Here is a 19,562-nt window from a genome sequence, read left to right on the forward strand (position 1 = left end):
CATTCGTTATCGGGTTACGAGAAGGGAAGCCCTTCCCGCAGAGCCCGGAACGCGCCCTCGGCCGCCGCCACCGCCTCCGGGTACACGTCAGCCGCACTCTCCCCCGCCGCGATCCGGCGCCCGTTCTCCTCCGCCAGGATCCGCAGGACGGCCACGATCTGACCGGCCGCGAGCCGCGCCTCCAGCGAGACACCGCCCACCGCCCCGCCGGCCATCGACGCACCGCCCAGCGCCTGCGCGAGGGCCGCCTCCGACCGGCTCTGGTACGCGTACAGCCGCGCGACCAGCGCCGGAGTCCCGTACAGCAGGCGCTGGAAGGCCAGCACGTCCGCGTCGTCGCAGAGCCCGGTGACCGGCTCGCGCCGTTCCAGGCCGGCGAGGACGTGCGCCCGCAGGGCGTCGAGCGGCGACACCCCCTCGCCCCGCCCGGCCACCACCCGCGCGGCCTCGTCCTCGTGGTCCGCGAACCGGTGGAGCGCCAGGTCCTCCTTGGCCGGGAAATAGCGGAACAGCGTCGGCTTGGAGACCTCGGCGGCGTCCGCGACCTCGGCGACCGAGACGGCGTCGAAGCCCTTCTCCAGGAAGAGGGCGACGGCGGCGTCCGAGATGGCCCGCCGCGTCCGCTCCTTCTTCCGCTCCCGGAGCCCGCTCACCTGCCGCCCTCCTTCTCCACCAGCAGCGCGATCCCGTCGAGGATCCGCTCCAGGCCGAAGCGGAACTCGTAGTCCGGCTCGTCCGCCTGCTCCATCACACCCGAGTCCAGCATCCGCGCCACCGCCGGATAGCGGGCCGGATCCGCGAGGCGCCGCAGGGTGTGGCCGTACCGCGAAAGCACCTCCGAGGGGCTCTGCCCGCTGGCGCCGATGACGGCGCCGAGGTCGGCCATCATCAGCGCCTCGTTGCGGACGAACCCGCCGATCAGCATGAGGACCGAGACCTTGGCGCCCTCGTCGAGGCCGGTGCCCTCCAGGGCCACCATCGCCCGCTCCCACCAGGCGACCGTGTTCGGCGTGGCGGGCGGGCCGGAGAGCGGGATGCGGAGCATCCAGAGGTTGCGGTGGTAGCCCTCGCGGGCGGCCCAGGCCCACTCCTCGATCCCCGCGCGCCAGTCGGGGCCCGCCGCGAGATCGGCGGGGGGCGGACCCATCGCCAGGTCCTGCATCAGGACGTACAGCTCACTCTTGGCGCCCACGTAGCGATAGAGGGACATGGTCGAGACGCCGAGCTCCTTGGCGATCCGCCCCATGGAGACCGCGTCGAGCCCCTCCACCGAGGCGATGCCGACGGCCTTCTCCACGATCCGGTCGAGGGTGAGCCCGGGCTTGGGGCCCTTGGACGGGCGCTCGCGCAGCCCCCAGGCGGCCTCGACACTCGCGGGCAGGAAGCCCCCACCGCCCTCGCCCTTGCCGTCCGCCATCACAAGCCGCCCCTTCTTCGCTTGACGCCATCCTAGTAATGCGTAACCCTTACACAGTAACGCGTATGGCATACGCAGTAGATCTCAGGGGGACTTCCATGCCCACCGCCATCCACGCCACCGGCCTGCGCAAGGCCTACGGAGACCTCACCGTCCTCGACTCCCTCGACCTCCACGTCGAGCAGGGCACCGTCTTCGCCCTGCTCGGCCCCAACGGCGCCGGCAAGACCACCACCGTCCGCATCCTCGCCACCCTCACCGCACCGGACGCCGGCCACGCGCGCGTGGCCGGCCACGACATCGCCACCGAACGCTCCCGTGTGCGCCGCGCGATCAGCCTCACCGGCCAGTTCGCCGCCGTCGACGAGACCCAGACCGGCGCCGAGAACCTGCGCATGATGGCCCGCCTCTCGGGCCTCTCCCGCGCCGCCGCCGACCGGCGCGCCACCGAACTCCTGGAGCGCTTCGGCCTCGCCGCGGCCGCCGGGCGCCTCGCCCGGACGTACTCCGGAGGGATGCGGCGCCGCCTCGACCTCGCGGCCGGCCTCGTCCGCGACCCCGACGACACCGCGGTGATCTTCCTCGACGAACCGACCACCGGCCTCGACCCGCGCAGCCGCCAGGAGCTCTGGCAGGCGGTCCGCGACCTCTCCGACAGCGGCATCACCGTCTTCCTCACCACCCAGTACCTGGAGGAGGCCGACCGGCTCGCCGACCGCATCGCCGTCATGGACGCCGGCCGGATCGTCGCCGAGGGCAGCGCGGACACGCTCAAGTCACGCGTCGCCGGCCACCGCCTCGACCTCGTCCTGCGCGACCGCGAGACCTATCTCCGGCTCACGGACCGGGCGAGCCACCACTCCCCCGAGTCACTCACCCTCGGCATCCCCACCGACGGCAGCGCCGCCCACGTCCGGACCCTGCTCGACACGCTCGACCCGGACCGCACGGACATCGTCCGCTTCTCGCTCCACACGGCGACGCTCGACGACGTCTTCCTCGCCCTCACCGACCGGGAGCCCGCCCATGTCTGACGTCCTCACCGTGACCGGCACGCTGACCGGCCGGGGCATCCGCATCAGCCGCCGCAACATCGACGCCGTCATCACCTCGATGATGCTGCCGATCATGCTGATGCTGGTCTTCGTCTACTTCTTCGGCGGAGCCATCGACACCGGCACCCGGTACGTCACGTACGTCGTCCCCGGCGTCCTGATCCTGTGCTCCGGCTTCGGCGCGGCCGGCACCGCCGTGGCCGTCAGCGAGGACATGAAGGGCGGCATCATCGACCGGTTCCGCTCGCTCGACATCGGCGGCACGCCGATCCTCGCCGGCCATGTCGCCGCCAGCGCGGCCCGCAACCTCATCGCCACCGCGCTCGTCCTCGGCGTCGCCTTCCTCATCGGCTTCCGCCCCTCGGCCACCCCGCTCGGCTGGCTCGCCGCCATCGGACTGCTTCTCGCCTACATCACGGCGATCTCCTGGCTGGCCGCGGCCGTCGGACTGCTCACCCGCACTCCCGAGGCGGCGGGCGGAGTCACCTTCTTCATGATGTTCCTGCCCTACCCGAGCAGCGCGTTCGTCCCGATCGAGACCATGCCCGGCTGGCTGCACGGCTTCGCCGAGCACCAGCCGGTCACCCCCGTCATCGAGTCACTGCGCGGGCTGCTCCTGGACCAGCCGGTCGGCACCACCCCATGGATCGCGCTCGGTTGGTGCGCCGCACTGCTCGCGCTCGCGGTGGCCGCGTCCGGTGCGCTCTTCCGCCGCCGCACCGCGTGACCCGGACCACCCGCTGACCGCCCGGCTCAGAAGATGTCGGGGCACCAGGGCCGGCGCGAGGTCCGCAGCAGGGCGTCCGCGCGGGCGGCGGCCCCCGGCACGAGCTCCACGACCCGGCCGAGCGCGGCCAGCCGTACCACCGACTCGTCACCGAGCGAGAGCGTGCCCAACTCGGCGATGTCGAGGGCGAGATCGGCCGAGGCGGTGGACGGCACGCAGGTGGCGCCCTCCGAGGAGGCGTCGAGGCGGTAGCGGCCGCCCGCCAGACCGGCGGCGTCCCGCAGATCGAGGACGAGGGTGCCGGATGCTCCGTACGTACGGCCCTCCAGGACCTTGGCGACATCGAGGACCCGCACCCAGAGCATGTCGGCCTGGGTCGTGACGCGGGCGGCGCGCGGGTCGGGCAGCAGCAGGGGAAGGAGGTCGTCCGGCGCGCGGTAGCCGGACTTGACCGTCGTGACCCAGTCGATCGAGCACAGGAAATGCCACAGGGCCCGCTCCGCCGCCGGCGTGACCGCGATCAGGTCCTTCACCTTGGCCGTGTTGAGGGGCTGCTTGCCGTCCTCCCACCTGTCGTCGCAGGTGTAGGCGGCGAAGCCCTGGGGCTGGTCCGCCTCGTCGCGGTGGACGACGTAGAACGGCTCGGTCCACGGGGTGCTCTGGAAGGCACGGCCGGTGCCGACGTCCCAGCCGCGCGCGTCCCGCCCGACGATGCCGGGCCGGATCGCGGCGAGCCGGCGGTGCAGCTCGGGACCGATCTTCCGGATCTCCTCGCCGTCGGTGAGATCGACCCGCCCGCCGTCCTCCGGCCGCCCGGTACGGCGCGGGTCAAGACCGGCGCGGCGGACGTCCACGGTCCACTCGGTCGTCCAGGTCGCCGGGCCGAAGCCGAACCGGCCGTAGATCGGGTACTCGGCGGCGATGAGCGTGGCGACGGCGTCGCCCCGCTCCTTCGCGGCGGCGAGATCGTGCGCCATCATCCGGCTGAGCAGCCCCTGCCGGCGATGGGTCGCGGAGACGGTGACGCCGCTGACGGCGTCGGCGACGAGCGAGCCGCCGCCGACCGCGCTCAGCTCCTGCGTGAACGAGCGGAAGGTGGCGACGACCCGCCCGCCGTCGAAGACACCCAGCACACGAGAGAGATCGGTGTGGGGAAGCCGGTCGGCGACCTCCTCGTCCGACACGACCGGTGGCCGGAGGAAGCCGGTGTTGATGGCCCGGAGCCAGTCGGCGTACTCGGACTCGACGACAGCACGCACCTCAAGACTCATCCTCCGAGGCTAAGCCGGGCTCGGCGCACCTCGCACCCGAGTTTCGGCCGGTTCCCCGGGGTCCTCGGGGCGTCCGGTTCCGCCCGTCAGGTGAGCAGATCGTCCACCTGTGCCTCGCCCTCGCGGTAGCGGCGGGCGATCTCCGCGCTGCAGTCGTCGGCCGTCCGCTGCAACCGCTGCCGCAGCCGCGAGACCTGCTGCTCGTACCCCGCGAGCCGCCCCATCGCGGTGTGCAGCTCGTCGTCCGTCCGCGCGCCGAGGTCCGACAGCTCGACCTCCGACAGCATCTCCGCCGCGAGCCGCCGGTACTCCTCGCTCCGGGGCGTCGACAGCGTCACGTGCCGCGCCGAGGTCCGCAGCCGCGAGGGCGCGTCCGCCAGGATCTCCGAGAGCCGGTCCAGGACCGGCGTCTCCGGATCCGTACGCCGGGCCAGCTCGGCCCGCAGGATGTCGATCCGGCCCTGCAGCATCCGCCGTACGTAACTGAGGTCGGCCTCGTCCCCCTGGGCGTCACGGCGCAGAGCGCGCAGCTCCGGCAGCCGCAGGGCGGCGAGGTCGGGCTGTGGCCGTTCCGGCAGCGTGGGGGCAGCCGTCCGCTGCAGGGGTGGACGTACGGCCGGACGTACGGTCGCGCCGACGCGCGTCAGCGATACGGGACCGGACGGCGACTGCCCAGCACCAGGTGCACTCATGTGATTCGTCCCCTCGACCGGTGCGGAGCCGCACCGCCTCCAGGCATGGTGCCACTCCCGCAGTGCGTATGCAGGCGCTCTGCACCCGTTCGGCCCCAGATGCGTCGGTCTGTAGGTTGGTCCGTATGCGAGCAGTGGTGCAGAGGGTCGACGGCGCGAGCGTCGTCGTCGCAGGCGAGACGGTCGGCGAGATCGTCGGCGAGGGGCTGTGCGTACTGGTGGGAGTGACCCACGAGGACACGCCGGAGAAGGCGGCTCAGCTCGCCAGAAAGCTGTGGTCCGTCCGGATTCTGGAGGGAGAGAAATCCTGTTCGGACGTGAATGCGCCCTTGTTGGTGATTTCTCAGTTCACCCTCTACGGGGACGCGCGCAAGGGCCGCAGGCCCACCTGGAACGCCGCCGCGCCCGGCCCCGTCGCCGAACCCCTCGTGGACGAGGTGGTGGCCCAACTGCGGGCGCTGGGCGCGCGCGTGGAGACGGGCCGGTTCGGAGCGAGCATGCGTGTCTCACTCACGAATCACGGCCCGTTCACGGTCCTGATCGAGGTCTGAGTCCGGAGGAGCTACGGCTCCGGGCTACGGCTCGACGACGGTCTCCTGCGCGGCGGCCGTGTCACCGGCGATCAGCTCCGCGTCCACCGGCACGTTCCGCTTCACCATCGCCAGTGCGATCGGGCCCAGCTCGTGGTGGCGGGCCGAGGTGGTGATGAAGCCGAGCTGCCGGCCATCGGCACCGTCCGCCGCGAGCCGGATCGGGGTGCCGTGGCCCGGCAGATGGACCTCGCTGCCGTCCAGGTGCAGGAAGACCAGCCGCCGCGGCGGCTTCCCCAGGTTGTGGACGCGGGCGACGGTCTCCTGTCCCCGGTAGCAGCCCTTCTGCAGATGCACCGCGCTGCCGATCCAGCCCAGCTCGTGCGGGATGGTCCGGTGATCGGTCTCGAAGCCGAGCCGCGGCCGGTGGGTCTCGATCCGCAGCGCCTCGTACGCGAGGATCCCCGCGGCCGGCCCGTGCGAGGCCGCGAAGGACTCCAGGTCGGCGCGGGGCAGGAACAGATCGCGTCCGTGCGGGGTCTCCCGTACGACCACGCCCTCGGGCACCTCGGCGATGGAGCCGGCCGGCAGGTGGACGACGCCGAAGTCGTCCGTACGGTCGGCGACCTCGACCCGGTAGAAGAACTTCATCGACTCGAGATAGGCGAGGAGCTCCTCGCGCGTGCCGGGCTCGACGTGCGCCCAGACCGTCTCGCCGTCGTCGACGAGATAGAGCGCGTGCTCGATGTGGCCGTTGGCGGAGAGGATCAGCGCCTCGGTCGCCCGGCCGGCCGGAAGCTCGCTGACGTGCTGGGTGAGCAGCAGGTGGAGCCAGCTCAGCCGGTCGTCCCCGGAGACGGTGACGACCCCGCGGTGCGAGAGGTCGACGAAACCGTTCCCCGCGGCGAGGGTGCGCTGCTCACGGAAGAGATCGCCGTAGTGCGCGGCGACGCCTTCGTCAGCGCCTTCGGCGGGGACGGCACCCGGGAGGGACAGCAGAGGGCTGATCGGTGAATGTCGCTGCATGCGCCAAGCCTACGACCCGGCGGCGGACGCCTTGCGGGAGCAGTCCTGACACCGGCCGAAGATCGCGAAATGCTTCATGTCCGTCTCGAAGCCGAAGGTCTCGCGCAGCTTCCCGGTGAACTCGGACGCGATGTCGACATCCGCCTCGATGACGTTCGTACAGTCCCGGCAGACCAGGTGGAGGTGGTGGTGCCGATCGGCGAGGTGGTACGTCGGCGCCCCGTGGCCCAGATGGGCGTGGGAGACGAGACCGAGCTCCTCCAGGAGCTCCAGGGTCCGGTACACGGTGGAGATGTTCACACCGGAGGCGGTCTTGCGGACCTCACCGAGGATGTCGTCGGGGGTCGCGTGTTCGAGCGCGTCCACCGCCTCCAGGACAAGCTGGCGCTGAGGCGTCAGCCGGTAGCCGCGCTGCCGCAGGTCGCTCTTCCAGTCGGTGCTCACCACGCCCCCAGTGTAGGAGGGCGTGGCGAGAAGCCGAGGGTTTCGCGGGCTTACTTGTCTTCGCGGGCCTACTTGAAGAACGCGATGCCGTCGTCCGGCAGGTCGCCGAGGCCGCGTGCCATCTCCGCGACCTCCTCCGGCGTCACGACCTTCCTCAGGTGCGCCGACATGTACGGCCGGAGCGGGACCTCCGGGGTGGCCTTCTCGCCCACCCACATCAGGTCGCCCTTGACGTAGCCGTAGAGCCGCTTGCCACCGCTGTACGGGCCGGAGGCCGCGGTGCGGGCCACGGCGTCCGTCACCAGGTCGATCTGCGGCTTCTTGTCGGCGAGCTCGCCGTACCAGATCTCCACGATGCCCTGGTCGCGGACCATGACGGTCTCGACCTTGCGGTCCTTGTCGATCCGCCAGTAGCCGCTCTCGCTCTCCAGCGGACGGATCTGGTTGCCGTCGTTGTCCAGGACCCACGAGTGCGAGCGGTACTCGATGAAGTCACGGCCGTCGTGGCTGAACGTCACGGACTGGCCGAAGTTGCACTTCTCGGCACCGGGGAAGTCGGCCACGCCCGCGCCTTCCCACGTTCCGAGGAGGAACGCGAGGGGGACGAGGTCCGGGTTGAGGTCGGACGGGATCTCGATCATGAGCAGCTCTGTCGATCTGTAGAGGTGATTAGCGCTGGCCCTGGTACAGCTTCTTCACGGCCAGAACGGTGAACGCGAGCACGGCCACGCAGACCAGAGCCAGCAGGGCTTCGAAGAAGATGATCACAGGTGCTCCTCGAATGAGCGGTGAAGGCAGAACGGGCCGGACCCCAGCTTACTGGGCTGGGGTCCGGCCCCGCGCTGTGAGGTGCGTCCTGCCCGATCAGCCCAGAAGCTGGTTCTGCAGGGTGACGGTCTGCTGGAAGGGGACCTTCAGCGCCTCGCCCTTCCGGGTCTGGGTGACCAGCGCGAGGGTGTCGCCCGCCTGGATGTAGGCCCAGCGGGTCTGGTCGGCGTTCTGCGGCGCCTCCACGAAGGTGTAGAGGGCGGTGTACGGCACCCGCACCATGCTCGCGAACTCGCTCTCCATCTTGATGCCCTCGACCCCGAGGAGCGGGCCGTCGACCGAGCCGGCCCGTACGGCGTCGTCCTTGTACGCCTCGGCGAAGGCCACCGAGTTGAACCGGAGCAGGTGGATCCGGGTCGTCGTGCCGTCCGGCATGGTCCAGCCGCGGGACGCGATGTGCCGCAGCGCGGACTCGGTCAGCGCGTCCTTCAACTCGGTGCGGTCTTCCGGCCGGTACTCGGCCAGGTACTGGTCCACGGTGGCCCAGCCGCCGTTCAGCTTCGGGTCGGGCGTGGCGCCCGCAGGGGCGGGCAGCAGGAGTTTGCGCAGGTCGGCGTGGTGGATCTCGCCCACGTTGCCCTCGGTGAAGGGACGCGGGGCGTCGGCCGGGAGGGCCGGAAGGCTGAGCTTCGGGTACTCCCAGCGGCCGTCGCTCTCGGTCGCGAGACCGGGCACGTCGGTGCGCTCCATGGAGGTGATCCCGAACGCGGTCCCGGCACCGAGCCCGCCGCACACGAGCACGGCGGCGGTCCAGCGGGCGACGGCCCACAGCACGCGCCGCGAGGACTTCGCGACGGGCGGGACGGGCGGCTCCTCCACCGGGAGGGGCGGGATCGCCGTCTCCGTCGCTGTCTCCGTCTGCTCGGTCATACGTACTCCCCCGGGGACTTGATGTGGTCCAGCTGCTTCTTCACCAGCTCCGCCACCGCGGACTTCTGGAACGGCTTGACGCCCACGGCGGTGACCGAGACGAAGACATCGGAGTCGTACGCCGCACAGACCATCCCGTCCAGCTGCGCCTCCTTCTCCTCCTTGTCCATGCCGTCGTCCTCGTCCTGCGGAATCATGAAGCAGGCGGAGTTCCTGTGTCCGCCGATCTTCGGCCCCGCGGGCAACTCCAGCAGGCCGGAGAGGTCCTCGCGGAGCTCGAACATCTCGCGGATGCGCTTCTTGTCCTTCATCCGCGTGATGTGCACGTCGACCAGCAGGCCCTGCTCCGGCCAGGCGAAGGAGCGGACCGCGATCCCCTGCACGCCGAGCCGCTCGACCCGCTTCTCGTAGTCACGGCGCTTCTTGCCGGAGAGCCCCTTGCCCTGCTGCTTCAGCAGCGCGGCCGCCTCCTTCGCGCCCAGCTCGCCGTCGTTCCCGTACGACTCGATGTCGGGACCGAGCTCGTACGCGGACGGGACCGGCAGCAACAGCTTGCTGAGCGGCGTCGACGAGCGGCCGCGAGCGACGTCGAGCGCCGGGTCCTTGGGCATCGCCCCCAGGTCCGGCTGCTCCCACACGGTCGTCGGGGCGGTGCGGTCCGCGGAGCTGACGGTGACGCCCGTATACGTGACGCCACCACCGATCGCCCCGAGCACGAGCACGGCGGGCAGCACGACCGTCAGCAGCTTGCGCCCGCGGCCGGTCTTCTTCTTCGGCTCACTCGCGGGCACGTCCACGGGCGGGGCCATGACGTTGTGCGGCTCGGTCACGGTGTTCAGGTCCTCGCTCACAGGCGCCCCAGCTGCTGCTCGGCCACCGAACTGATCTCCTTCACGGAGATCTTCTTGGTGTCGATGATGTAAACCGTGACCATGATGTCGCCGCGGTGGAAGTACGCCCGGGCCTCGTAGACGTCGACGTACCCGGCCTCCTTGTGCACGGGCAGGACGAAGACGCGCCCGTCGGCCGATCCCTTGATCGGTTCGCCGTCGTTCTCCGCCATCTCCGCGGTCGCCTCGATCTGCCCCTCGGCATGGTCCCGTGCCCCGAGGGAATCGCCGGCGCGGTACTGGACGAGCCGGATCTCCGTGGTCCGGAACTCGCCCTTCTGCCAGGACGTGGCGGCGATCCGTCGCAGCTTGTTCTCGAGCTGGTCCTCCAGGGCCCACTCGGGGCTCCTGAAGCCAGAGGCGTACTCGCGCAGCGTCATCCAGCCGTCGGCGTCCGAGAACTCGGACTTCTTCGTCCCCGCGGGCCTGGGCAGCAGCAGCTTGCGCAGATCGCCGTCCGTCTTGACCTTGCGGTCCTCGGCGGCCGTGAGCGGCGCCGGGTTCTGGCCCCTCGGGAGCGGCTTCGGGTAGGCGAGGTCCGGCTGGTTCAGCGCGGCGAGCGGTGTCGGCTCGCGTTCGGCCTGGATGCCGTACCCCACCGCCGTACCGCCGACGAGGCCGAGGACGGCGGCGACGGCGATCAGCGCGACGGTACGGCCGGTCCGGCGGCGGCGCGGCGGCTCGGCGTCCGGCACCGGCGCGGACGCAGGCTCCGTGACCGGCGCCGACTCCGGCTGCGTCACCGAGTCCGGCTGCGTCACCGGGTCCAGCCCCGTGACCGGGGCGTTTCCGGTGTTTTCCGTAGTTTCTATGGCTTCCAAAGGGTCCCCCCACGAGACCTGAAGCGCAGATTCCGTAACCCGCGCACCCAACTGACCCCCGAGTGGTGCAAGGGGTTGCAGTGGCCCGCATTACAGTTCGGTATATGGCGAAGAAGCTCGTGATCAAGGTGACCGCCGGGGCCGACGCCCCCGAACGCTGCTCGCAGGCCTTCACGGTGGCCGCGGTCGCGGTGGCCAGTGGGGTCGAGGTCTCGCTCTGGCTGACGGGCGAGTCGTCGTGGTTCGCGCTCCCGGGCCGTGCGGCCGAGTTCGAGCTGCCGCACGCCGCGCCGCTGCCGGACCTGATCGACTCGATCCTGGCGGCCGGGCGGATCACGCTCTGCACGCAGTGCGCGGCCCGGCGCGAGATCACGGAGAAGGACGTCCTGGAGGGCGTACGGATCGCCGGTGCGCAGGTCTTCGTCCAGGAGGCCATGACGGACGGCACCCAGGCGCTCGTCTACTGAGTCGGGCCCTGCCAGGACTCGCGGTCAGGACTCCCGGCGCTTCTTGCCGTCGAGCTCGTCCCACCACTCGTCGGACTGCGGGTCCCCGGACGGGTCGTCCCACCAGCGGTCCTCGGGACCCCGCCGATTCGCGATCATCGCGGCGACCGGCGGGATGAGCATGGCGACCACGCACATCCCGATGGCGACGGGCATCGAGAACAGCCGCACGACGGCCCACGCCCCGACGAAGAGCACCAGGCAGATGCCCATCATCCAGAAGTAGGTGCGGCGCCGACGCGCGTACATACCCTCAGATTACGACCGGACGTCGACCCCGGTCAGATCGGCCGGAGCCGCACCGCGCGACGCACCCTGCTCGGTGTCGGTCCCGGCGCCGGTCCCCGCCGCGGCCGTGTCCTTGCCGCCGGCGCGCGCCGCCTTGGTCCGCCCCAGCCAGAACAGCAGGACGCTGAGCGTGCCGGCGATCGCGGGCCAGTAGAAGTACCGGAAGTCGCCGGCGGGCACCGTCGGCAGGTAGCCGGCGAAGTACGCCACCGCGCTGATCCCCAGGACGCGGATCGGCATCGCGTACTGCCCGCGGCCCGGCCGGAACGTCAGCGTGAGGCCGACGGCCAGCCAGAACCAGCCCGCGAAGAGGATCGGCAGGTCCTGGCCCATGCCGACGACGTAGTAGCGGAGGATCGCCGTGCGGCGCTCGTCCGGTTCGCCGATCCCGGGGATGTTGTCCAGGCTGCCGTTCTGGAACGTGTACCGGCCCTGGAACAGCACCTTCGAGAAGACCTGCAGGCGGTACTCGGCGTACTGGGGCAGTCGGCCCGGGATCTCGCTGATCCACATCGAGGTCAGCTCGTCCGCGTGCCTGCCCAGGTCGGCCAGGCCGGCCGCGCGGTCGCGCGGGTAGCACCGCCAGTAGGCGTCGGACAGGTTCTTCTCCGGCAGGCACCGCTCGGCCGTGACGACCATGGCCTGCTGGAAGTCCGGCGTGGTCGCCGCCTTTCCGGCCGCCACCCGCACCTCGTCCACGGTCAGGACGTGCACCAGGTCGTCCAGCAGGATCTGCGAGAACTGGCGGGTCTCCGTCGGCTTCGCCACGGCGGAGACGGTCCCGCTCGCCACGGCGAACGCGGCGATCAGGGCACCGGCCGAGATCAGCCACCGGCGCCGTCCGGTGGCGGGCCACAGGGAGCGCACGAGCAGGTAGAAGACCGGGATGCCGGCCAGCACCGCGTTCTTGCGGACCAGCAGGGCGTAGGCGATGAAGAGCACGCCGAGGACCAGCAGTGCCCAGCGCGTACGGGTGCGGTCGGCCGGCAGGTCGCGGGCGACGAAGGCGACCGCGCAGGCGGCAAGGAGGACGAACGCCATCTGGACGTCCTTCCACACCACCCCGGTGAAGTTGATGACGAACGGGGCGAGACCGATCGCGAGGACCGCGAGGGAGCCCACCCGCTTGCCGGTGCGGGCCCAGACCCGCCAGGCGATCGTCCACAGCGCCGCCCACAGGACGGCGGACTGCAGGGCGGCCAGGGCTCCGGGGCGGCCGGTCACCTCGATGAGCCCACGCCACAGCAGCGCCATCACGGGCGGGTGCCAGTCGGTCATGGGCTGCTTGCCCAGCGCCTGCTGCAGCTGGTCGGAGCTGTCCAGGCTCAGGAAGCCGGGAGAGAAGAGGAGGGCCGTTCCCACGCCGCAGAACACGGCGATGGCGGCGAGAACCCAGGGCCAGAGCCGACGATCTGACAGATTTGACCACATCCGCGAGATCGGTCGCACGGGTCGCTCAGGTCTCATGGGGTCGGAGCCTAACAGCACAAGGTCGACACGCTTCACCCACCGAACGCGCATCGGGTGGGCCTGGTCAGGACCGCTTCTACGCGGCCTGGAAGACGTAACGCCGGTAGACGACGAAGCGGACGAGCGTGGCCACCGCCCAGCCGAAGAGACGCGTGACGTTGTCGGTCAGAGCCGAGTCGAAGCCCAGCTCCCTGGAGACGAAGACCGGGGCGGCCGTGATAACGATCCCGGCAAGATTTACCAGCACGAACACGACGACCTCGCGCGGTGTCGTCTCCGAGCGTTGGTCGCGATAGGTCCAGTGCCGGTTGCCCGCCCAGCTGACCACCATCGCCGCCGCCGTGGCCACCACCGACGCCAGGACCGGCAGGGATGCCATGGGCCCGTCGATCGTCCCAGGCAGGCCGAAGACCAGAAGGTTGTAGCCGCCGGCGTCCACGACGAAGGCGAGAGCCCCGACGACACCGAACTTCGCCACCTCCCGCCAGAGACCACGGATGACGTCACGCAGACGGAGGCGCAGGGAGACTTGATCGGACATGAAAAAGAGAGTAACCGCAGGGTATTCTCACCCGTCTCCGCACCATGCCCACTCGTCGTATCGAGACGCCCCGCTCGCGTCATGGGTGTACGACAAGCCGAAGGACCTAGAGATGAGACCCACGATCGCCTGCGTCGTCCCCTGCTACAACGAGGAGGCGGCCATCGGCAAGGTGGTCCGCGACCTGCGTGCGGCGCTTCCCGAGGCCGAGATATACGTCTACGACAACGCGTCGACCGACCGCACGGTGGAGGTCGCGCTGGAGGCCGGCGCGACGGTGCGGCACGAGCGGCGCAAGGGCAAGGGCAACGTCATCCGCCGTGCCTTCGCCGATGTCGACGCGGACGCGCTGCTCATCATCGACGGCGACGACACCTACGACGCGTCGCGCGCGCGCGAGATGGTCGACCTGCTCTTCGAGGGCCCCTACGACCACGTCGTCGGTGCCCGTCGCGAGACGGTCGAGGGCGCCTACCGTCCGGGTCACGCGGTCGGCAACAAGATGCTCACGGGTGCGGTCCGTACGCTCTTCGGCAACGACGTCACGGACATGCTGAGCGGCTACCGCGTCTTCTCGCGGCGCTACATCAAGTCCTTCCCGGCGCTGTCGCACGAGTTCGAGACCGAGACCGAGATGACAGTCCACGCGCTGAACCTGCGGCTGCCCACGGCGGAGCTTCCCGTCGACTTCAAGGACCGTCCGGCCGGCAGCGAGAGCAAGCTGCGCACCTACCGGGACGGCTGGCGCATCCTCAAGATGATCCTCGGCCTGGCCCGCCGCCAGCGGCCCTCGCTCTTCCACAGCGTGGTCGCGGGCCTGCTCGCCCTGGTCTCCCTCGGCCTCGGCACGCCGGTCATCGTCGACTACGTGAACACGGGCACGGTGCCGCGCTTCCCGACGGCCATGCTCGCCGCGGCGATCATGACCATCGCGGTGCTCGTGCTGCTGGTGGGGTACATCCTCGAGTCGTTCATGCACCTGCGCCAGGAGCAGTCGCGCCTCGCCCACCTTGCCTACCCGGCCCCGAGCCGCTCCCCGCAGGGCCTCGAAGCCGATGAGGCCAAGGTCCAGCAGAAGAAGGAGTCGCTGGCCCGGTCGTGACACCGGTGGCCCGTCCGCGGGCCCCAGCACGAGAAGGCCCCCGCCGGGCGTACCCGGTGGGGGCCTTCTTCGTTCCGCGTCCGGGCGGGGCGCGTCCCCGGTCGGACAGGACAGACCGAAGGGCCGTGCCTCGAGTCCTGGAATAGGCGTCCAACCCCCCAGGAGGCACGGCCCTTCGGCCGGTTCAACGGTGCCGTCAGACGGCGATGGCGACCTCCGCGAGACCACCCTGCTGCGCCACGACCTGGCGGTCGGCGGTGCCGCCCGGGACCAGGGCGCGGACCGTCCAGGTGCCCTCGGCCGCGTAGAAGCGGAACTGGCCGGTGGCGGAGGTCGGGACCTCCGCGGTGAACTCGCCGGTCGAGTCCAGGAGGCGGACGTAACCGGTGACGGGCTGGCCGTCCTTGGTCACGAAGCCCTGGATGGTGGTCTCACCGGGCTTGATCGTCGAGGCGTCGGGGCCGCCGGGCTGCGCACCACACATGTCTTCTGTCCTTACGGTCGGGAGGTCCGGGGAGGGGTCCGGAGAATTACTTGTTGGCGCCGAGCTCGATCGGCACGCCGACGAGGGAGCCGTACTCGGTCCACGAGCCGTCGTAGTTCTTGACGTTCTCGACGCCGAGCAGCTCGTGCAGCACGAACCAGGTCAGCGCGGAGCGCTCACCGATGCGGCAGTAGGCGATGGTGTCCTTCGCCAGGTCGACCTGCTCGTCCTCGTAGAGGGCCTTGAGCTCGTCGTCCGACTTGAAGGTGCCGTCGTCGTTGGCGTTCTTCGACCACGGGATGTTGCGGGCGCTCGGCACGTGGCCGGGGCGCTGCGACTGCTCCTGCGGGAGGTGGGCCGGGGCGAGCAGCTTGCCGGAGAACTCGTCGGGCGAGCGGACGTCGACGAGGTTCTCGGTGTTGATCGCCTTGACGACGTCGTCGCGGAACGCGCGGATCGCGGTGTTCTGCGGCTGCGCCTTGTAGGACGTGGCCGGGCGGGTCGGGACTTCGGCGACGAGGTCGCGGGAGTCGAGCTCCCACTTCTTGCGGCCGCCGTCGAGGAGCTTCACGTCCTGGTGGCCGTAGAGCTTGAAGTACCAGTAGGCGTAGGAGGCGAACCAGTTGTTGTTGCCGCCGTAGAGGACGACCGTCGTGTCGTTCGCGATGCCCTTCGCCGAGAGGAGCTTCTCGAAGCCCTCCTGGTCGATGAAGTCGCGGCGGACCGGGTCCTGCAGGTCCTTGGTCCAGTCGATCCGGATCGCGTTGCGGATGTGGTTCTTCTCGTACGCCGAGGTGTCCTCGTCGACCTCGACGATCGCGACCTGCGGGTTGTCGAGGTTCGCCTCGACCCAGTCGGCGTCTACCAGGACGTCGCTGCGGCTCATGTTCGTTTCTCCTCCGGGGCAGTGTTCGGCGGTGTTGCGCAGGGTGGTGCGGGTACGCGTCATCGCGGGGAACGAGGTGCGTACGGGCTACACGGGCGGCCCCGACGGATCGTCGAAGGGCCTGAGGAATACGGGAGTCGGGCGTCCCGCTCAGACGGAGCGACAGAGCATGGCGGCGACGCGGCACAGGTCTACTGCCCGCCGCTTCGTGAGTTCCGCCTGTCGCTTCATGCCCACGATCGTAGGGACGGACAGGCGGCCGTGTCACCGGTGTGTCGTATTTTGAGACGCGATCGTCCGAGATGTGGGACGTGATCACCCGGGAGGAGGTCCTGGCCCGGCTGGGGAGAGGGTGTCCTGGATAGGCTTCTACGGATCGGACGGGGGCGTCTCACCATGTGGCCGCAGGGCGGATCAGCCCGTCAGCGCGATGTTCCTGCCGCTCACGGAGATGGCCACACCGTCCTCGCGGGCCTCCACCTTCTCCAGCTTCATCCCGTCCGGCAGTCCGCCGATCTGCCGGTCGAAGTCCGTGCGCTGCCGGACGAGGTCCTCCAGGCCGGGAATGCCGCCCCCGGGCACCCGGTCGGCCCGCACCCGGATCGTGTTCCCGTCGATCAGCGTCACCGTCGAGACGACGCTGCGGGTGACCGTACGGCCCAGGATCTCGACCCCGCCCGTGACCTTCACCTTGCCGTCGCCGCCGTAGGCGACCTTCACCTCGCGCTCGGAGGCCGCGGCGAGGTCCGCGTACGAGATCAGCGCGGTCCCGCTGACGGTGCCCGCGCGTGCGCTCGTCCGGTCCTCGTTCAGCGTCACGTCGTGGAGCGCCGCGGTCATCTCGCCGATGCGGATCTTCCGGCCGCCGGCCGTGGCCTCGACGCCGGTCAGCACCACGTCGACCTCGTCGAAGCGCCGGTCCATGAGCTGGGTCAGGAAGGGGAAGCCCTTGATGTCGACGTCCGTCGAAGCCGCTCGCGCGGGACCGAGCCGGACCCGGTCGGCGGCCTCCGACTCCGCGTAGGCGGCCGCGATCCGGTCCACACCGACGAGGATCCCCCCGAGCAGTACGGCCACGATCAGCAGTACGCGCAGTGCTCGCATGGCCTGTCCGCCCCCAGATAAGTCTCCGGCCCCCGACACCAAGATCGACGTGTCGGGGGCCCGGATGGTTCCCACGGGCGGGCGGGGAGCGCTAGGGAGTGTCCGGAAAGTAGCGCCGTCCGCCCGAAGGGCGGGGTCCGCGGCGTCCGGTGCGTGCGATCGCAAGGCGGCCGGAAGCCCTCGTAGCGGAGCTACTTGGGCTTTTGGCCAACGCAGCGAGCGGGCGTGCCGGACGCCGCGGACCAGGCGATACTTTCCGGACACGACCTAGGCGAGCGCGCGGCCCAGCAGATAGACGGCGGGGGCCGCGGCGGTCAGCGGCAGCGCGACCCCGGCGGTCATGTGGACGAAGCGGGAGGGGTAGTCGTAGCTCGCGGCCCGCAGCCCGACCAGCGCGCACACCCCGGCCCCGAGGCCCAGCAGCGCGCCGGAGGTGCCCAGGTCGGTGAACCCGCCAGCCGCGATGCCGGCGCCCGCGGCGGCGAGGAGCGCCACGACGACGGAGGCCGGACCCGGCAGCGGAAGCGCCCGGGCGAGAACGGCGGCGGCGACGGCGACCCCGCCGACGACCACGGCGTCCGGGGCGGCACCGAGGTGCCCGGTGGCCACGATGGTCAGCGCCGCGGAGGCGACGGTCGCCATCAGGCCGTACATGCGCTCGTCCGGGTCGGCGTGGCTGCGCAGCTGGAGGACGAGCGTGAGCAGCACCCAGACGCCGAGGGTGCCCATGATGGCGGCGGGGGCGTGCTCGCGGCCCGCGGCGAGCAGGGCGACGTCGGCGGTCAGGCCGCCGGCGAAGGCGAGCGCGATGCCCTGCCGGGCCGGCCACATGCCGTTGAGGCGGAACCAGCCGGCGGCGGTGACCACCTGGAGCAGGACGAGCGGCACGAGCAGTCCGTACGGCCCGACGGCCGCCCCGGCGGCGAGCAGGACGCCGAGGCCCGCGGTGAGGGCGGCCGGCTGCATCCCCGGCTCGATGACCGGCGAGCGTCCCTCGGCCCTGGCGCGCTGGGCGTCGGTGACCCGGGCGTTGCCGACCGTGGTGGGGGCGGAGTACGCGGGCGCGGCGGCCGGCTCCTCAGGGGCGGGGGCGACGGGCGTCTCGGGCGGCAGCGGGTACGCCGACTGGGGCGGCAGGTACGCGGTGTCGTACGCCATCGCTTGCGGGGCCGGTTGCGGCGTCGGCGAAGGCTGGACCGTGGGCTGGTACTGGGTGTCCCAGGTCTGCCCCTCCCACGTCTGCGTGACGTAGGGGTCCTGGTCCTGATACCCGTACTGGCGCTGTCCCGCGTACGGGTCGTGACCCGGATCGTACGGCTGCTGCTGATCGCTGCTCATGCTGTGGGGTTCACCCTCCTGCGAACGGCGGGAGCACCTCGACCGTGCCGCCCTCGGCAAGCCGTACGGTCTCATGCGCGCGGGTCCCGACGGGGTCACCGTCGATGAGGAAAGAACACCGCTGGAGTACACGGACGAGCTCGCCCGGGTGCTTCTCGCGGGCCGTCTCCAGCGCCTCGGCCAGGGTCTCGGCGGTGTACGGCTCCTCGGCGACTCCGGCGGCGGCCTTGGCCGCGGCCCAGTAGCGGATGGTTCCCGCTGCCATAGCGGCACTCCCTTCGTTCGTGTGCGCGCCGCTGTCCATCATGAGCTATCGGCGCGTGAGCCAGTCCCCCAGTCGGGCGAGCAGCTCGTCGCCCGCGGCGTTCTCGGCGTGCCCCATGCCGCGCTCCAGCCACAGCTCGCCCTCCCCGGCCGCCGCCGCCAGCATCCGCGGATGGTCGACGGGGAAGTACGGATCGCGGTCGCCGTGCACGATCAGCAGCGGGGTCGGCGCGATCAGCGGAACCGCCTCCACGGGTGACAGCGGTACGGGATCCCAGTCCTGGTCGTGGATCCGCGTCCGGAGTCCGTAACGGCCGACCAGCCGGCCCATCGGGTGGGTGATCACCCAGTGGACCCGCCGCATCGAGGATGTGCCCCGGTAGTACCAACGGGCCGGCGCGCTGACCGCGGCGACCGCGTCGGTGTGCCCGCCCGTGTCCCGTTCCAGGGCCGCGTGGCGCAGGACGACCGAACCGCCCATGGAGAAGCCGACGGTCGCCACGCGCGTGTGGCCCAGTTTCCGGGCCCAGCGCACCGCGGCCGTGAGATCGAGGACCTCCCGGTCGCCGACCGTGGAGCGGCCGCCGGACCGGCCGTGACCGCGGAAGGAGAAGGTGACGACGGCCGCGTGGCGGGCGAGGGTCTTGGCCGCCCGGCGGACGGCGGGCCGGTCGGCCGAGCCGGTGAAACCATGGGCGAGGACGATCACCGTATCGGTGACGCCCGCCGTACAGGGTTCGTAAACAGCCTCGATACGGACACCGTCATCCGTCCGCAAAGTGGCACGCTGGTGTCGGAACGTGAGCGAGGAAACATCCACGATGTGAAATCGACCCTCTGCCTCGGAAGTCATGTGGGCTATTCTCCTAGGCAGAGGATCCGGGCAACGCAGCCCCCGGGTCCTTTTGCGTTTTCCGACCGTTGTTACGGACGGATGAACAAAAGCTCTCAGGGCGCGAGAGCCAGCAGTGACGCGTACGAAGCAGTGCCGTAGTCCTCGCAGGGACC

Annotated in this window: 25 protein-coding genes; 5 read left to right on the plus strand and 20 right to left on the minus strand. The window is 70.8% G+C overall.

Annotated elements, in window-relative coordinates; genetic code table 11:
- Positions 1 to 14 precede the first annotated feature (14 nt).
- Positions 15 to 653, minus strand: a complete 639-nt coding sequence (locus tag ACFYV5_RS19570) for a TetR family transcriptional regulator (RefSeq protein WP_389169808.1) — start codon at positions 651 to 653, stop codon at positions 15 to 17.
- A complete protein-coding gene (locus tag ACFYV5_RS19575) occupies positions 650 to 1,417 on the minus strand; it encodes a TetR/AcrR family transcriptional regulator (RefSeq protein ID WP_355104353.1) in 768 nt (255 codons plus the stop codon). Before ACFYV5_RS19575 ends, ACFYV5_RS19570 begins: the two co-directional genes overlap by 4 nt.
- 98 nt (positions 1,418 to 1,515) lie before the next feature.
- Between ACFYV5_RS19575 and ACFYV5_RS19580 the strand changes: the two genes are divergently transcribed.
- Both ACFYV5_RS19580 and ACFYV5_RS19585 read left to right on the plus strand, forming a co-directional pair.
- On the plus strand, positions 1,516 to 2,451 hold the full coding sequence (locus tag ACFYV5_RS19580; protein WP_389169812.1) for an ATP-binding cassette domain-containing protein: 936 nt from the start codon (positions 1,516 to 1,518) through the stop codon (positions 2,449 to 2,451).
- A complete protein-coding gene (locus ACFYV5_RS19585) occupies positions 2,444 to 3,199 on the plus strand; it encodes an ABC transporter permease (RefSeq protein ID WP_355104349.1) in 756 nt (251 codons plus the stop codon). The genes ACFYV5_RS19580 and ACFYV5_RS19585 overlap by 8 nt, the downstream gene beginning before the upstream one ends.
- Positions 3,200 to 3,225: 26 nt before the next feature.
- Here the strand turns inward: ACFYV5_RS19585 and ACFYV5_RS19590 are convergent, their stop codons facing one another.
- Together ACFYV5_RS19590 and ACFYV5_RS19595 are read right to left on the minus strand one after the other, a co-directional pair.
- Entirely contained in the window at positions 3,226 to 4,470 is a 1,245-nt protein-coding gene (locus ACFYV5_RS19590) for a GNAT family N-acetyltransferase (RefSeq protein WP_389169816.1), read from the minus strand.
- 86 nt (positions 4,471 to 4,556) lie between these two features.
- Complete coding sequence (locus ACFYV5_RS19595) at positions 4,557 to 5,162, minus strand: ABC transporter substrate-binding protein (protein ID WP_355104345.1); 606 nt, start codon at positions 5,160 to 5,162, stop codon at positions 4,557 to 4,559.
- A 125-nt stretch (positions 5,163 to 5,287) separates the two neighbouring features.
- Here ACFYV5_RS19595 and dtd point away from each other — a divergent pair, with 125 nt between their 5' ends.
- The gene (dtd, locus tag ACFYV5_RS19600; protein ID WP_355104343.1) at positions 5,288 to 5,713 is read left to right on the plus strand and encodes a D-aminoacyl-tRNA deacylase; all 426 of its coding nucleotides are present in this window, start codon (positions 5,288 to 5,290) and stop codon (positions 5,711 to 5,713) included.
- Between the two features lie 24 nt (positions 5,714 to 5,737).
- Here dtd and ACFYV5_RS19605 read toward each other — a convergent pair whose 3' ends face one another.
- The 6 genes from ACFYV5_RS19605 to ACFYV5_RS19630 form a co-directional block, all read right to left on the minus strand.
- A complete protein-coding gene (locus tag ACFYV5_RS19605; protein WP_389169820.1) occupies positions 5,738 to 6,718 on the minus strand; it encodes a YgfZ/GcvT domain-containing protein in 981 nt (326 codons plus the stop codon).
- Between the two features lie 9 nt (positions 6,719 to 6,727).
- Complete coding sequence (locus tag ACFYV5_RS19610; protein WP_389169822.1) at positions 6,728 to 7,165, minus strand: Fur family transcriptional regulator; 438 nt, start codon at positions 7,163 to 7,165, stop codon at positions 6,728 to 6,730.
- A gap of 65 nt (positions 7,166 to 7,230) precedes the next feature.
- Positions 7,231 to 7,803, minus strand: a complete 573-nt coding sequence (locus tag ACFYV5_RS19615; RefSeq protein WP_355104337.1) for an FABP family protein — start codon at positions 7,801 to 7,803, stop codon at positions 7,231 to 7,233.
- Positions 7,804 to 8,026: 223 nt separating this feature from the next.
- Positions 8,027 to 8,860: a hypothetical protein gene (locus tag ACFYV5_RS19620; protein ID WP_389169826.1), complete on the minus strand. Its 834-nt coding sequence runs from the start codon at positions 8,858 to 8,860 to the stop codon at positions 8,027 to 8,029.
- Complete coding sequence (locus tag ACFYV5_RS19625; RefSeq protein ID WP_389169829.1) at positions 8,857 to 9,711, minus strand: hypothetical protein; 855 nt, start codon at positions 9,709 to 9,711, stop codon at positions 8,857 to 8,859. The genes ACFYV5_RS19620 and ACFYV5_RS19625 overlap by 4 nt, the downstream gene beginning before the upstream one ends.
- A complete protein-coding gene (locus ACFYV5_RS19630; protein ID WP_389169832.1) occupies positions 9,708 to 10,511 on the minus strand; it encodes a hypothetical protein in 804 nt (267 codons plus the stop codon). The genes ACFYV5_RS19625 and ACFYV5_RS19630 overlap by 4 nt, the downstream gene beginning before the upstream one ends.
- Before the next feature lie 164 nt (positions 10,512 to 10,675).
- Between ACFYV5_RS19630 and ACFYV5_RS19635 the strand changes: the two genes are divergently transcribed.
- The gene (locus ACFYV5_RS19635; protein ID WP_137994334.1) at positions 10,676 to 11,038 is read left to right on the plus strand and encodes a DsrE family protein; all 363 of its coding nucleotides are present in this window, start codon (positions 10,676 to 10,678) and stop codon (positions 11,036 to 11,038) included.
- A 24-nt stretch (positions 11,039 to 11,062) separates the two neighbouring features.
- Here ACFYV5_RS19635 and ACFYV5_RS19640 read toward each other — a convergent pair whose 3' ends face one another.
- From ACFYV5_RS19640 to ACFYV5_RS19650, 3 genes are all read right to left on the minus strand, one after another.
- A complete protein-coding gene (locus ACFYV5_RS19640; RefSeq protein ID WP_355104328.1) occupies positions 11,063 to 11,326 on the minus strand; it encodes a DUF3099 domain-containing protein in 264 nt (87 codons plus the stop codon).
- 9 nt (positions 11,327 to 11,335) lie between these two features.
- Complete coding sequence (locus tag ACFYV5_RS19645; protein WP_389169836.1) at positions 11,336 to 12,727, minus strand: hypothetical protein; 1,392 nt, start codon at positions 12,725 to 12,727, stop codon at positions 11,336 to 11,338.
- Positions 12,728 to 12,911: 184 nt separating this feature from the next.
- Complete coding sequence (locus tag ACFYV5_RS19650; protein WP_389169839.1) at positions 12,912 to 13,376, minus strand: GtrA family protein; 465 nt, start codon at positions 13,374 to 13,376, stop codon at positions 12,912 to 12,914.
- A gap of 112 nt (positions 13,377 to 13,488) precedes the next feature.
- Here ACFYV5_RS19650 and ACFYV5_RS19655 point away from each other — a divergent pair, with 112 nt between their 5' ends.
- Complete coding sequence (locus ACFYV5_RS19655) at positions 13,489 to 14,478, plus strand: glycosyltransferase (RefSeq protein ID WP_355104322.1); 990 nt, start codon at positions 13,489 to 13,491, stop codon at positions 14,476 to 14,478.
- A 196-nt stretch (positions 14,479 to 14,674) separates the two neighbouring features.
- Here ACFYV5_RS19655 and ACFYV5_RS19660 read toward each other — a convergent pair whose 3' ends face one another.
- The 7 genes from ACFYV5_RS19660 to ACFYV5_RS19690 form a co-directional block, all read right to left on the minus strand.
- Positions 14,675 to 14,962, minus strand: coding sequence for a DUF1416 domain-containing protein (locus ACFYV5_RS19660; protein ID WP_073819964.1), 288 nt, complete (start codon positions 14,960 to 14,962; stop codon positions 14,675 to 14,677).
- Between the two features lie 46 nt (positions 14,963 to 15,008).
- Positions 15,009 to 15,848: a sulfurtransferase gene (locus ACFYV5_RS19665; RefSeq protein WP_355104320.1), complete on the minus strand. Its 840-nt coding sequence runs from the start codon at positions 15,846 to 15,848 to the stop codon at positions 15,009 to 15,011.
- A gap of 150 nt (positions 15,849 to 15,998) precedes the next feature.
- Positions 15,999 to 16,079, minus strand: coding sequence for an Ms5788A family Cys-rich leader peptide (locus ACFYV5_RS19670; RefSeq protein ID WP_352021666.1), 81 nt, complete (start codon positions 16,077 to 16,079; stop codon positions 15,999 to 16,001).
- Between the two features lie 183 nt (positions 16,080 to 16,262).
- On the minus strand, positions 16,263 to 16,952 hold the full coding sequence (locus ACFYV5_RS19675; protein WP_389169844.1) for a DUF2993 domain-containing protein: 690 nt from the start codon (positions 16,950 to 16,952) through the stop codon (positions 16,263 to 16,265).
- 267 nt (positions 16,953 to 17,219) lie between these two features.
- Complete coding sequence (locus ACFYV5_RS19680; protein ID WP_389169847.1) at positions 17,220 to 18,290, minus strand: hypothetical protein; 1,071 nt, start codon at positions 18,288 to 18,290, stop codon at positions 17,220 to 17,222.
- A gap of 10 nt (positions 18,291 to 18,300) precedes the next feature.
- Positions 18,301 to 18,555, minus strand: a complete 255-nt coding sequence (locus ACFYV5_RS19685) for a MoaD/ThiS family protein (RefSeq protein WP_355104314.1) — start codon at positions 18,553 to 18,555, stop codon at positions 18,301 to 18,303.
- Between the two features lie 45 nt (positions 18,556 to 18,600).
- Complete coding sequence (locus ACFYV5_RS19690; protein WP_389169850.1) at positions 18,601 to 19,407, minus strand: alpha/beta hydrolase; 807 nt, start codon at positions 19,405 to 19,407, stop codon at positions 18,601 to 18,603.
- Positions 19,408 to 19,562 lie beyond the last annotated feature (155 nt).

The organism is Streptomyces sp. NPDC003035 (assembly GCF_042888285.1).
In the GTDB taxonomy this organism is placed as follows: domain Bacteria; phylum Actinomycetota; class Actinomycetes; order Streptomycetales; family Streptomycetaceae; genus Streptomyces.